General features: G+C 57.7%; 12 protein-coding genes and 1 tRNA gene. 6 read left to right on the forward strand and 7 right to left on the reverse strand.

Annotation, left to right across the window (positions count from 1 at the left end; all coding sequences use genetic code 11):
• Positions 1-20: 20 nt before the first annotated feature.
• Positions 21-2,951 carry a valine--tRNA ligase gene (locus ACP90_RS15280; RefSeq protein WP_062488821.1) on the reverse strand — a complete coding sequence of 977 codons (2,931 nt, stop codon included), beginning with the start codon at positions 2,949-2,951 and terminating at the stop codon, positions 21-23.
• Between the two features lie 183 nt (positions 2,952-3,134).
• Between ACP90_RS15280 and ACP90_RS15285 the strand changes: the two genes are divergently transcribed.
• Positions 3,135-3,563, forward strand: a complete 429-nt coding sequence (locus ACP90_RS15285; protein ID WP_062488822.1) for a DUF1284 domain-containing protein — start codon at positions 3,135-3,137, stop codon at positions 3,561-3,563.
• 20 nt (positions 3,564-3,583) lie between these two features.
• Here the strand turns inward: ACP90_RS15285 and ACP90_RS15290 are convergent, their stop codons facing one another.
• From ACP90_RS15290 to ACP90_RS15300, 3 genes are all read right to left on the reverse strand, one after another.
• Positions 3,584-4,327 (reverse strand): DUF2497 domain-containing protein, encoded by a 744-nt coding sequence (locus ACP90_RS15290; RefSeq protein WP_022998753.1) that lies wholly within the window; start codon positions 4,325-4,327, stop codon positions 3,584-3,586.
• Positions 4,328-4,611: 284 nt separating this feature from the next.
• The gene (locus tag ACP90_RS15295; RefSeq protein WP_228148040.1) at positions 4,612-6,003 is read right to left on the reverse strand and encodes a TolC family outer membrane protein; all 1,392 of its coding nucleotides are present in this window, start codon (positions 6,001-6,003) and stop codon (positions 4,612-4,614) included.
• A 210-nt stretch (positions 6,004-6,213) separates the two neighbouring features.
• Entirely contained in the window at positions 6,214-6,876 is a 663-nt protein-coding gene (locus tag ACP90_RS15300) for a protein-L-isoaspartate O-methyltransferase (RefSeq protein WP_062491672.1), read from the reverse strand.
• 250 nt (positions 6,877-7,126) lie between these two features.
• Between ACP90_RS15300 and ACP90_RS15305 the strand changes: the two genes are divergently transcribed.
• The 3 genes from ACP90_RS15305 (at position 7,127) to ACP90_RS15315 (ending at position 8,981) form a co-directional block, all read left to right on the forward strand.
• Positions 7,127-7,200, forward strand: a tRNA-Cys gene (locus ACP90_RS15305).
• 187 nt (positions 7,201-7,387) lie between these two features.
• Entirely contained in the window at positions 7,388-7,753 is a 366-nt protein-coding gene (locus ACP90_RS15310; protein ID WP_022998757.1) for a hypothetical protein, read from the forward strand.
• A 97-nt stretch (positions 7,754-7,850) separates the two neighbouring features.
• Positions 7,851-8,981: a carboxylate-amine ligase gene (locus tag ACP90_RS15315; protein WP_062491674.1), complete on the forward strand. Its 1,131-nt coding sequence runs from the start codon at positions 7,851-7,853 to the stop codon at positions 8,979-8,981.
• Positions 8,982-9,014: 33 nt separating this feature from the next.
• Here the strand turns inward: ACP90_RS15315 and ACP90_RS15320 are convergent, their stop codons facing one another.
• Positions 9,015-9,257 (reverse strand): hypothetical protein, encoded by a 243-nt coding sequence (locus ACP90_RS15320; RefSeq protein WP_031268556.1) that lies wholly within the window; start codon positions 9,255-9,257, stop codon positions 9,015-9,017.
• A 324-nt stretch (positions 9,258-9,581) separates the two neighbouring features.
• On the opposite strand from ACP90_RS15320, the gene cobD reads away from it, so the two are divergent.
• Positions 9,582-10,583 carry a threonine-phosphate decarboxylase CobD gene (gene cobD, locus ACP90_RS15325; RefSeq protein WP_062488824.1) on the forward strand — a complete coding sequence of 334 codons (1,002 nt, stop codon included), beginning with the start codon at positions 9,582-9,584 and terminating at the stop codon, positions 10,581-10,583.
• A 9-nt stretch (positions 10,584-10,592) separates the two neighbouring features.
• Positions 10,593-11,570: an adenosylcobinamide-phosphate synthase CbiB gene (gene cbiB / locus ACP90_RS15330; protein WP_062488825.1), complete on the forward strand. Its 978-nt coding sequence runs from the start codon at positions 10,593-10,595 to the stop codon at positions 11,568-11,570.
• 10 nt (positions 11,571-11,580) lie between these two features.
• Here cbiB and ACP90_RS15335 read toward each other — a convergent pair whose 3' ends face one another.
• Entirely contained in the window at positions 11,581-13,062 is a 1,482-nt protein-coding gene (locus ACP90_RS15335) for a cobyric acid synthase (protein WP_062488826.1), read from the reverse strand.
• A gap of 6 nt (positions 13,063-13,068) precedes the next feature.
• Entirely contained in the window at positions 13,069-13,368 is a 300-nt protein-coding gene (locus tag ACP90_RS15340) for a YrhK family protein (RefSeq protein WP_022998763.1), read from the reverse strand.
• Between the last annotated feature and the right edge of the window lie 4 nt (positions 13,369-13,372).

Genomic DNA, 13,372 nt, shown 5'->3' on the forward strand with positions numbered 1-13,372 from the left:
GTTCCGGGCCGAGAAATGATCTAGCCGATTTCCGCCAGACGACCGAGCGCCGTCTGGACCTTCTCCAGCTTTTCCTTGGATTCGGCAACTTTTTCGCGTTCGCCGTCAACAACCTCTTCGGGGGCCTTTGCAACGAATGCCGGGTTGGAAAGCTTCTTCTCGATCTTCGAGATCTCACCTTCCAGCTTGCCGGCTTCCTTCTGAAGTCGGGTCTTTTCTGCACCAAGGTCGACGACCCCGGCGAGTGGCAGACAGACCGTGGCTTCGCCAACAATAATCTGGGCCGCTCCGGAGGGAGCTGCATCAGCCAGGGAAACGGTCTCTGCCCTTGCCAGACGAAGAATGGCAGACTCGTGGGTCTTGAGCCGGGCCTTGGTCTGTTCACTGGCCCCTGCGACGACCACGGAGACCTTCGCACCTGCCGGAATGTTCATTTCCGCGCGAACCGATCTGATTTCGGAAATCAGATCGACAAGCCAGTTGATCTCACCAGCCGCAGCCTCATCGGAAACCTTGGGCTCCGGCCAGGCAGTCAGCATCAGCAAGCCATCATGCGCGTTGCCTTCGTCTCCGAGACGCTCCCACAGTTCTTCCGTCAGGAACGGCATGATCGGATGCAGAACCTTCAGGATTTCGTCCAACGCCCATGCTGCCGTTGCCCGGGTTTCAGCCTTGGCAGCTTCATCATCACCGTTGAAGATCGGCTTTGCGAGTTCCAGGTACCAGTCGCAGAACGTGTTCCAGGTGAACCGATAGGCAGCACCGGATGCATCGTTGAACCGGAAGTCCTCGAGTGCCGCGGTCACCTCGGCGATACAGCGGCTTGCTTCCGTTGCGATCCAACGGTTGAGCGTGTGATTGGTTGCTGCCGGGTCGAATCCTTCCATCCGGGCACAGCCGTTCATTTCGGCGAACCGGGCAGCGTTCCAGAGTTTGGTGGCAAAGCGCTGACCGCCTTCGGCTGCCTGGTCGGACATCCGAAGCATTCTGCGGGCCTGAACCTCCTGGCTCGCAAGCGCAAACCGGGTGGCATCGGCGCCGAAACGGCCGATCAGATCGAGAGGATCGATCACGTTGCCGGTCGACTTGGACATTTTCTTGCCCTTGCCGTCAACAACGATCGAGTTGAAGTAAACCGTGTGGAACGGCACTTCGTCCATGAAATGAATGCCCTGCATCATCATCCGGGCAACCCAGAAGAAGATGATGTCGAGACCCGTGATGAGCACATCCGTCTTGTAGTAGCGCTCGAGTTCCGGCGTCTTGTGTGGCCAACCAAGCGTCGAAAACGGCCAGAGCGCAGAGGAGAACCACGTGTCCAGGACGTCCTCGTCGCGCGTCAGCGCCTTGCCGCCTGCCATTGCAACGGCCTCTTCCTCGGAATGCGCGCAGTATTCCTTGCCATCTTCATCGTACCAGACAGGGATCTGATGGCCCCACCAGAGCTGGCGGGAAATACACCAGGGCTGAATGTCGTTGAGCCAGTTGAAATAGACCTTGTCGGCGTTGCCGGGAATGAGTTTGGTCGTGCCGTCCTGAACGGCTTTCAGGGCGGGAGCCGCCAGTGTCTTGGCATCGACAAACCATTGGTCCGTCAACATCGGCTCAATGACGACCTTGGAGCGGTCTCCGAACGGCTGCATGATCTTCTTGGATTCGACCAGCGGCAACCGCTCCGGCGCTTCCACGCCTTCCTCCAGCGGACGAACGACGGCCCGGCCAAGCGTGTTCCATTCAGGGGCCTGCCCCTTCATCCAGGCGACGTCCGGATGATCCGCCGGCGCCGTAACTGCCAGACCTTCCGCCGTGATCTGTTCGATAACGCGTTTGCGCGCCTCGAACCGGTCAAGTCCACGCAGATCGTCCGGAACGATGTTGATGAGATCGACTTCTTGAATGGTCATCTCTGCGCCATCGATGATCGCCTGGGCCTTGGCGGCCTCTTCGACATAAGGCGCACCATCGGCGCGCATCGCACCCTTGGTGTCCATCAGGCGGTACATCGGGATCTTGTTGCGCTGAGCGACACCATAGTCGTTGAAATCATGTGCACCGGTGATCTTGACCGCCCCCGAGCCGAAATCCGGATCCGGATATTCGTCGGTGATGATCGGGATCAGACGGCGATGTTCCTTCGGCCCGACCGGGATTTCGCAGAGTTTGCCGACAATTGGCTTGTAACGCTCATCGTCCGGATGAACGGCGACGGCACCGTCACCCAGCATGGTTTCCGGCCGCGTCGTGGCAATCGAAATATAGTCACGGGTCTCGCGAAGGGTGATGTTCCCCTCTTCGTCTTTCTCGACGTATTCATAGGTCGCGCCACCGGCAAGCGGGTAGCGGAAGTGCCACATGTGTCCGTCGGTTTCGATGTTCTCGACCTCGAGATCCGAAATGGCTGTCTCCATCTTCGGATCCCAGTTGACGAGCCGCTTGGACTTGTAGATCAGGCCCTCGTTGTAGAGGTCGACAAAAACCTTGCGGACGGCCTCCGACAGGCCCTCGTCCATGGTGAACCGCTCACGCGACCAATCGCATGATGCGCCAAGACGCTTGAGCTGAGCGATAATCGCGCTGCCGACTTCTCCCTTGTAGCGCCACGCACGCTGTACGAATGCCTCGCGGCCGATCTCTGTGCGGCTCGGCTCGTCACGTTCGGCCATCTGTCTTTCGACAGCGATCTGAAGCGCGATCCCCGCATGGTCGGTGCCCGGCTGCCAAAGGGTGTCGAAGCCCTGCATGCGCTTCCAGCGGATCAGGATGTCCTGAAGCGTGTTGTTGAGAGCGTGCCCCATGTGCAGCGAACCGTTTACGTTCGGTGGCGGAATTACGATGGAAAAGGAGGCTGCACCCTCTTTGGCACCAGCTCCGGCCTTGAAGGCCTCCGCCTTTTCCCAGGTTTCGTAAATCCGCGGCTCAACGCTGGCCGCATCGTAGGTCTTATCCAGCATCAGGGTCACTCAATGGGAGAATGAATTTCGATTTTCGTGAAGCACCGTGTAAATCGGATGCGCTGCCGCAAGTCAACCGCCTATGCGGGGCAAACCTGCTGCCCAGTAGCGCTTTTGATAGGTGAAGTACCGGTCTGCCGATCAGAACTTGGGTTGAATGACGTTTGCTGCGATAAGCGGGTCATGACCGTTTCAATCCGTCCACACCACCTGCTTTGCATGCTGACCTATCTGGGCAAAGGCTATACGCCGGCCTTTGTCCAAAATTACAGCACAATCGTTCAGCGCCTGAATGAAGGTGAACCCATTGAGCTGGTAGAAGGTCCTGACACCTTGTGCCAGCCAATGTTGGACGAACCGGGGTGCCATTGTCGAAATGAAAGCGTTCGCAACAGGGACCGGACAGCGGCCGCTGATATTGCACTGGTGCTCGGACGCCCTCTTGAAAAGGGCAATTCCATCATTTTGGACCGACAGACCCTGTCTTTTCTGAGGGATGCGTTCGCTAACGGCTCAATCCGCAAGGCTTGCCAAGGCTGCGAATGGCAGAATATGTGCTCAGCGATTGCCAGAAACGAATTCAGGGGATGCCATCTGACATCCCCTGACTGAAATCTTCGGACAAATCCGGCCTAGCGCCGGCGCGTCACGCGCTGAATTTCCTTTTGAACCATCTGCTCGACCATGCCAGGCAGGTTCTGGTCCAGCCATGCCTTCAGCATCGGCCGCAGCATTTCCTTGACCAGCTCCTCAACAGTCTGCGCCTGCGAGCCAACAAACATGTTCGACAGGTTGTCGAATGCCGCGTGAACGGCTTCACCGGTGTTCTGCGATGTCAGAGGGGCATCGTCCGCCACATTCGGCAAATCGTCAGGCACCGGCCGAGCGGCCATCACAGGCTCAGGGTCGAAAACAGGTTCCGGTTCGGGGTCAAATTCAGGAGCAGGTGGAGCCGCGAAGGAAATGTCTCCTTCGTCGCCGTCCAGGTCCTCTGCCATTCCTTCGACAATGTCCATCGCATCATCGTCAGGAATCGCCAGTTCCTCGGTCAGCTCCAGAACGTCTTCGCCTTCGTCTTCTTCGGCATCCGCAGCCATGGCCGCAGCCATGTCATCCGCGTCGTCATCTTCTACCGGAAGGTCGTCTTCATCATCGTCGCTGCTCATGTCGAACAGCTTGTCGAGATCGTCCTGGGACATTTCGGAGGCATTGCCCATATCGTCCGCCGCCTCTTCTTCTACTGGTGTCTCTACGGGTTCGCTGCTGCCGCTTTCGCCGTCTTCGGCTCCCTGGGAGTCCTCATCGGATATGATTCGGCGGATCGACGCGAGGATTTCCTCCATCGACGGCTCATCAGCCTTCTTCGCCTGCGCCATGACTTCCCCCGTACTTACCGGCTACGCTCAGGAACAGTCTGTTCCATCAAAATGATTCGTTAACCGAAATTATGCGGGTCAATAAGAAACGCGCAAAGTGAACGCGCCCCGAAGCATCGCCTTATCCCCTTTTTAGTCGGGAATTACCGATCAAGGGTGGAATTCGGCCAGGCGTTTCACGTCATCCTTCGTAAATTTGTCAGGATGTTCAGCCGAATAACAAAAGCGGCTGAAGATCTTTCGACCGTCAGCCGCCATCGTGAAGAATATAAGTTACCAGTTTCTTACCGGCCATCCGGAGTGCGCAGACCAAACCACTGGTCCCGCACAGCCTCGTAATGCTGCTTCGGATTGTAGCGGGCAACGTTGAGGCCAAGTGATTCAGCGTCCAACCGGCCAATCGAAGCAACCAGCTGATATCCGCTGACAATCCGGTTGCGCTGCGCTGTTACGAGATTGGACTGCTGAATGACCAGTTCGCGCTGAGCGTCAAGAACGTCGAGCGTGGTGCGTTGACCGACGCGCTGCTCTTCAATAACGCCTTCCAGAGCCAGCTGCTGTGCTTCGACAGCGGCCTGGGCTGCAACGATGGAAGCTTCTGCCGCCTGGTAGTTACCCCAGGCGGAAATGACGTTGGCGCGAATCTGATCGCGCGCCACATCCAGCTGCAGACGGGTCTGGCCCAGTTCTTCCTTGGCCTGCCGCACACGCGACGACACGCCACCACCCTGATAGAGCGGAATACTGACGTTACCGAAGATCTGCGCATTATCGCTGTAGTCGGTCGTTGCAGACGGGTTCCACGATCTGGAAATGCTGCCATCCAAGGTGACGGTCGGCAGAAGTTCGCCTTCGATCGTCTTGGTGTTGAAAATGGCGGCATCGACAAGGTGTTGCGCCTGACGGATCAACGGCTGATGTGTTTCACTCAGCTGCATCGCCTCGTCAATGGACTTGGGAACGTAGCGGCTGATCGACGTATCGGCCGACAGGCTGCGTGCCTCAACGCCGATCACCTGACGGTAGATGGCGCGGCTTGTATTCAGGTTGGCCATCGCGGTGTTGAGGCTGGCGCGGGCTTCGGCAGCGCGGGCTTCTGCCTGGCTGACGTCCGTCCGGGTACCCTCACCTACGTCGAACCGGTCACGTGCGGCTCTTACCTGTTCCTGAAGGAAGGCAAGGTCACTGCGCTGAAGCGATACCAGAGCCGTATCCCTGATCACATCCACGTAGGACGTTGCCGCATCCAGCAGCGTATCCTGCTCCGTCGACATCAGGCTTTCACGCTGAGCACGCACGACAGCTTCTGCCTGACGGGTGGAATTGATCGTCCGGAAGCCGCGGAACAGGGTCTGACTGATCGTCAGCGAGATCGACGCATTGTTGCGATAGTCGATCGCCGAGTCGGCCCCGGCTGCGAGGCGTCCGGCCGCTGCGGATGCTGTCACGGTTGGCCGCCAGCCCGTCAGTGCCTGAGGCACATTCTCATCCACACCACGAAGCTGCGCACGCGCCGCGTTCAAGGTGGGATTGTTCGAATAGGCAAGCGCCAGCGATTCTCTGATGGTTTCAGCATCAGCGGGAGACAGGGAGGCACCGGTCAAGGCGGTGGCGGAAACGCCACCCAACAGGCCAATAGCAATGGTCAAAACTTTTAGAGTTGAACGACCAGACACCCCACACTCCTTCCGGGTCAACCTACTTGATCCTGTTGAGTAAACTGATGGGTGTTATTCTTCAACCGTTTGAGAGCGGATAATTGCGAATTTCCGCGAGTGCGGCTTAATGGCAACAAGTTATCGCTGCGTTAAGCCATTTCTCCGCTTTTAAAGCAAAAACCCGCCATCATTCGGCGGGTTTCTGTCAGTCTGGACCAAATTGATCGCTCAGAAAACGAATTCGTCAGCCTTGTCGAAGCCAGGAAGCACGCTAACGGAGGCATTGAAACCGAATCGGCTGCTCACCGCAGAACCCGATTTCTGGTAGAGTTTGGCGACGCCAGCACCACCGCGTCCTTCAATCACTGCCAGACGTCCTGTCGGCTTCAGCTGGTCAGTCAGAGTCTTTGGCAGCACCTCCACGGCTCCGTCCACGAAAATGACGTCGTAAGGGCCTTCGGAAGAATAGCCTGCTGCCAGTGCGCCTTCCACGACAACCGCATTTTCGATGCCGAGATCGACCAGAACCTCGGTTGCCGTCTTGGCAAGGTCCGGATTTTCCTCAAGAGCCACGACGGAAGCAGCAAGTTTGGAAACGACTGCAGCGCTGTAACCGGTGCCAGCTCCAATGACCAGAACGACATCGCCTTCCCGGATATCCGCCAGTTGAACCAGCTTTCCGAAAATATGCGGCTTCATCAGCATGCGGCCGGTTTCAACTGCTCCAATCGGCAGATCTTCGTCGATATAGGCAACGGCACGTTTGGATGCGGGAACGAAGCGCTCGCGCGGCACCACTTCCATTGCGTCCAGGATCCGGTGATCGGTCACATCGTTGGTGCGCAGCTGGTTATCCACCATCTTGCGGCGGGACTGATTAAAGTCCGTCATATCGGCCCTCACTTTGACATGCCGGATTACCGGCGCCTCTTGAGAAACGTTCATTAGCGATGCAAAGGCTGCCTGACAAGTATGCGCGCGAGCAGATCCTGCGATGGCACCCGGATTCTACGGAAAATAAGCAGCAACTCATGGCTTTCCTCAGATCGATAATCGGCAACGGTGGAAATGTGTACGACGTTGAAAACAGGGCTTGACCAAAACGCGCAACTGTTTGATAAGGCGCGGCACACCACCTAGGGGCCCTGTGGCGGAGTGGTGACGCAGCGGATTGCAAATCCGTGTACACCGGTTCGATTCCGGTCGGGGCCTCCAGACACTTTTTCAGATCATTGCATGTTTTCAGGCGTTCGTTGTCTTGAACGAAGCCGATGCTACATCTTTCCCTTGCGTCATGTTAGCTTCTGTCCAGAAGCCTTGAAAAAGGGGATGTGCCATGAAAACACCAGGTGGAAGTCCGCCAGCGCCAGGCAAACCGGCGCGAGTGATCACGACATCAACCATGAAACGCGTTGAACCGCCCCGGCCGCGCAAGACACCGCAAGCGGTTTCCGCGAGCGACAATACCGCGGCTCTTGTGGAAGCCTTGCGCCAGCGCATCAATGACCTGGAAAACCGAATAGCTGATCTGGAAAGCGTGATTTCGCTACAGAACCAGGATGTCATCATCAGTGCGCCGAAAAGCGTGCTCATCCAGGGCATGGACACTGTCGAGATCTCGGCCGGCAGCAAATTCAAGGTTTCTGCCAGCATGACCGAGACAAGCACTCCAATCGCCAGATTTTCCGGCATTCTTGAGTGCGACATCGTCAAGGCGAACACGGTGATGGGTGCTGCCTATACGCCTGGCGCGGGTAACATCTGGTAGTTTTTGGCAAGGATCCGGGTGTCGATCGTTTCTCAGGTGCTCCATCCGCATTTATCCTGCCTTGACCGAACGCTGCAACAGCACGGAAGCTGCCTGCATGAAGGAACCGAGTTTCAGCATTGGCGTCGAGGAAGAATATCTCCTCGTCGACAGATCGACCCGCATGTTGGCGAGTTCGCCGCCACCGGAACTGTTCAAGGCCTGCGAAACGGCCCTCGAAGGACGGGTCAGTCCTGAATTTCTGAAATGTCAGATCGAGGTTGGAACACCGGTTTGCTCCAGTCTGCAGGAAGTACGCACGGAACTCGGTTATTTCCGCAAGACCATTGCGCGCGAGGCAGCAGTGTTCGACCTGGCGCCGATTGCGTCTTCAACCCACCCGTTCGCCGACTGGACGGACCAGCCGCACACAGACAAGGAACGTTACAACGAGATCGCCAGGACCATGCAGCTCGTGGTCAAGCGCATGGTGATCTGCGGAATGCATGTTCATGTCGGTATCGAAGACGAAGAACTGCGCATCGAGCTGTTCAATCAGCTCGCCTATTTCCTGCCGCACCTGCTCGCACTCAGCACTTCGTCCCCGTTCTGGCGTGGTCGGAACACCGGCCTGAAGTCCTATCGCTTATCGGTTTTCAACGAAATGCCGCGGACCGGCCTCCCACCCGGATTCGACAGTTACTTCGACTATCGGCACACGGTCGACATTCTCGTTCGCGCCGGTGTCATCGAAGATGCCACCAAGATCTGGTGGGACCTGCGCCCGTCCGACCGGTTTCCGACACTGGAAATGCGCATTACCGATGTCTGTCCGTTGCTTGACGACGCCGTCGCCATAGCGGCGACTTTCAGATGCCTGTGCCGCATGCTTTATCGGTTGCGCCGCGCCAATCAGGGGTGGCGGCAATATTCACGGTTTCTCCTGGCGGAAAACCGCTGGCAGGCACAACGACACGGCACAAATGCACAACTGATCGATTTCGGCCGCAACGAAACGGCAGCCTTTCCGGACATGATCGAGGAACTGATTGAACTCATTCTCCCGGACGCAGTTCATTTTGACTGCGTGTCCGACGTGAACCATTTGAGGGAAATCGCCGCCAGGGGCACCTCCGCAGAACGCCAGCTGGAACTGGCTGGTGATATTCCTGAAGACGGTCATCTGCCCCAGGACATTCTCGACAGGATTGTCGACCAGTTGATTTCCGAGACACAACGAGGGCTTTGATCAATCCAATCGTGCGGTCGGCCCTCGCCACGATCAACCTGGTTGTCTTGGCGGCGTTCCGTGAGCGTCTGTGTGAAAAAATTCGGTCGAACCGGTCAGCACAAAGGCAAATTCGTCGATCTCCTCTATCACCGCGGCGGCAGAGCGTGACAGCCCGGACCTTGGGCGCATGCCGCGCTGCGCCTTGATCAAGGCCTGCCGCGCCAGCGCAAGCTGAGCCAGCAGGGCGTCGCGTTCCACGTCCTGCAATGGTGAATGGTGGCTGGTCTTTGCCATCAGGGCGTCCTTCGGTGCACATTGTTCTTCTTTTGTTCTTTTTTCTGCACTTTGACGGATCTGTCAATGCGCCCAAAGTTGCGTCGCCTTGCGCCGTACCCGCCTCCCTTGCACCCTAATGATAGAAGTGCGGTACCGAACACGGATAAATGTTTGAAAAGGCAGGCAACAGCGCATAACAGCTTTTGGGACAGGACGAACAAATGCGCAGGACGTTCTTGCGGCAACGCATGTCGGGAACCGTCTGTACTTTTGGCCTTTCTACCGGCTAGATGAGTGACAAAAGGCAGATCGGCCGACCTGCCAACTGCAAGAGGCATTTTCATGGAACACGGCGGGGATTTGACCCTTGCGATAGAGCGCTTTGGCGGAACGCATGACGACTGGCTGGATTTATCGACCGGGATAAATCCATACAGCTATCCCGTGCCTGACGACCTGCCGCTGTCCACCTGGACCAGCCTTCCGGCACGCGGGGCCGAAGAACACCTGATTGCAGCTGCTCGCCAAGCTTATCGCATTCCCGACAATCTCGCTGTCTGTGCAGCGCCTGGAACACAGGTCCTGCTGTCGCTTCTACCGACCATCCTTCCTGAAGGGCCGGTCGTTCTCGCCTCGCCCACCTATACCAGCCACAGGGATGCCTGGACGCGGGAAAGCCGAGCACCTATCGAAGTATCCAGCGTCTACTCCCTGCCCGCTGATGCAAAGATCGTGGTTCTGGTCAATCCGAACAATCCGGACGGACGTCTGATAGATGTCAAAAGCCTGATCGAAATCGCGCGGACATTGAGCACACGCGGCGGTTATCTGGTGGTGGACGAAGCCTTTGCCGATGTCGTACCGGGCGCGACCTTGCTGCCGCACATCGGAACCGAAAACGTTGTCGTTTTGCGGTCCTTCGGAAAGTTCTTCGGTCTTGCGGGACTGCGGATCGGATTTCTTGCAGGCGAAAAAACCGCCATTTCCAGAATGTCCGGCCTGCTGGACAGCTGGAGCCTCAGCGGACCGGCACTGGAAATCGGGGCCAGGGCACTGCGTGACAGCACCTGGCAAGATCGGACAACCAGGCAGTTGATCGAAGACATGGCGGACCTGACAGTCGCACTTTCCGAGGCAGGCCTCAGTGTCTTCGGCGGCACCCCTCTCTATGCGCTTGCCGGTCTGCGCAATCCAAAAGGCCTGCATGAGGCCCTTGCCCGCAGAAGGATCTGGACGCGGATCTTCGACTACGCACCAACCTGGATCCGCTTTGGCCTTCCAGGTGGACCGGAAAATCTCAAACGTCTGACAGACGCTCTTGCAGAAGCGCTAAAAGAGGTCTGACGGACCGGGATGCTGCTTTACGACCACGCTCTCTGGCTGCTTCTCGCCGCGCTGTTGCTGGACGCCCTGATCGGTGACCCCAACTGGATGTGGCAACGTCTGCCGCATCCGGTTGTCTGGATCGGCAAGTTGATTGGCCTGTTCGACCGGCATTTCAACAAAACGGAATTCGCACCGGCGACACGCAAGCTCGGCGGCGTGCTGACACTTCTGGCGCTGCTTGTCAGCGCCGGACTTGCTGGCGTCGTGATTGAGGCAGTTGCGAAGTGGTTGCCATATGGCAGGGTGCTTGAAGCTGTCGTAGCTGCGGTATTTATCGCCCAAAACAGTCTTTACCGTCACGTGGCAGCCGTGCGGGATGGCCTGTTGAAGGACGGGTTGGAAGGTGGCCGCAGGGCGGTTTCCTTGATTGTCGGGCGTGACCCGAACCGGCTGGACGAAGCCGGTGTCTCGCGGGCAGCCATCGAATCCTGCGCCGAGAACTATTCCGACGGTATCGTGGCGCCCGTCTTCTGGTTCGCCGTGCTCGGCCTGCCCGGATTGATCGTCTACAAGGCGGTGAATACAGCCGACAGCATGATCGGCCACAAGAACGAGGTTTATGCCGACTTCGGCTGGGCGGCTGCCCGTTTCGACGATCTGGTCAACCTGCCCGCCTCGCGCCTGGCTGGGCTGTTTATCGCCTTGTGTGCGCCCTTGTCCCGGGGCTCGGTTCGCAAGAGCATTGCCTGTATTCTGGACGACGCCCGCAAGCACCGCTCGCCAAATGCCGGTTGGCCGGAGGCGGCCATGGCAGGCGCATTGAACCTGGCTCTTGCAGGACCGCGGATCTATCCGGGGTACACCGTCAATGACCGGTATCTGAATGCGAGTGGACGAAAGGATGCGAGGGCAGAGGATATTTCGCGCGCCTTGAGGATCCTCATTGGCTGCTACGCACTCGAAGCGTTACTGATTGCAGGTCTGGCGCTATTGCTGGCCTTCTAGGTCAGGCGTTTTAAGCCGCGCCGCGTGCGATCTTCAGGATGGCCTCCACGTCGAGGACGCTGTCCAGATGCCCTGCAAGATCATCCAGAATCCTGTCTATGTCCTTGTCATAACTGATGTCTGAGCGCACGCTGAAAGCATTCAGGTATGCCGTCCGGAAGGCATCGTCGGTGAACAGGCCGTGAATGTAGGTTCCGTACACTCGGCCATCCGCTGAGACCGCACCATCGGACCGACCATCATCAAGGCGCATCATGGGATTGGTACAGTCTGGCCCGGACGTTCGGCCAACATGAATTTCGTAGCCGGAGACAGGGGCTCCGCTGGCAACATGGGTCGCGCGTGCGGCAACCGTCGATTTATCTGCCGTCAAAATGGTCTCGACATTCAGATATCCCAGGCCTTCGACCGTTCCGGGGGACCCCTCGATACCGTCCGGATCCGAGATGATCTTGCCCAGCATCTGATATCCACCGCAGACGCCCAGGATGTGCCCGCCCCGCCGGTGGTGTGCCTTGAGATCTATGTCCCAACCCTGTCTGCGGAAAAAGGCAAGGTCACCAACCGTGGACTTCGACCCAGGCAACAGCACGACATCGGCGTCTCCCGGCAAAGGGGTGCCGGGTTGAACAAGCTCAAGCGTTACACCCGGTTCAAGCCGGAGCGGATCCAGGTCGTCGAAGTTCGCGATCCGCGAGATCACGGGAACAACGATCTTGAGCCCCCCGTCACCAAATCCGTCCGCCAGACCGAGCGCATCTTCTGCCGGAAGTTTCGCAGCATCCGCAAACCACGGGACTACACCGACACCTTGCCAACCGGTGCGCTGCTCGATTTCTCGCAAGCCTTCGTCGAACAGGCTCGGGTCTCCCCGAAACCGGTTGATGAAGAAGCCCTTGATTCGCTGCCGTTCGTTTTCTTCCAGCACAGCACAAGTTCCGACGACTGATGCAATAACCCCGCCGCGATCGATATCCGCACACAGGATCACCGGCAGATCCGCCGCCTCGGCAAATCCCATGTTGGCGATGTCTCCAGAGCGGAGATTGATTTCCGCAGGGCTTCCTGCCCCCTCGACAATCACCAGATCAACACCTGAGGCGTTTATCGAAAAACTCTCCAGAACATTCGGTAATAATTGAGCTTTCTGCTTTCCATATTCGCGCGCCCGCATCGTGCCGTGTCGCTTGCCCTGGACGATTACCTGAGCACCGGTGTCGGTTTCGGGCTTCAACAGAACGGGGTTCATGTGAACACTCAACGGAACGCGGCAGCCCATGGCCTGAAGCGCTTGGGCCCTGCCGATTTCGCCGCCGTCGGCTGTTACAGCAGCGTTGTTTGACATGTTCTGCGGCTTGAAGGGGCGAACGTTCAGGCCACGGTTGGCAAAGAGACGACACAGACCGGCGACGATCAGGCTTTTTCCAACATTCGAGCCTGTGCCCTGGACCATGATCGCCGGTACCTTGCCGACCGCTTTTGTCTCAACCATGCAACGTCAATCTTTGCCGAATGGTGCTGCGCCATATGGCCGAAATTCGCTTGGCACCGGAAGATTGGCGAGCCGCAGTTCCAGCATCAAGCGAACCGTCGGCCGAACGGCAAAGAGAACGGATCCGATCACGAACAACCATGTTCCTGCGTACATCAGGCTGTCGTAGAAAAAGAAGACGCTGCCGACAAGAAACGTCAATGCAGCCAGAAATTCGACAACGGTTCGGTAAAGTTCGTATTTCCGGACCGTTTCCACATGCGCCTGCGAGGCCGTGCGAAGACTGTGGTCGAATAGCTTGCTCATCCTC

This window comes from Labrenzia sp. CP4, from assembly GCF_001579905.1.
Classification (GTDB): domain Bacteria; phylum Pseudomonadota; class Alphaproteobacteria; order Rhizobiales; family Stappiaceae; genus Roseibium; species Roseibium algicola.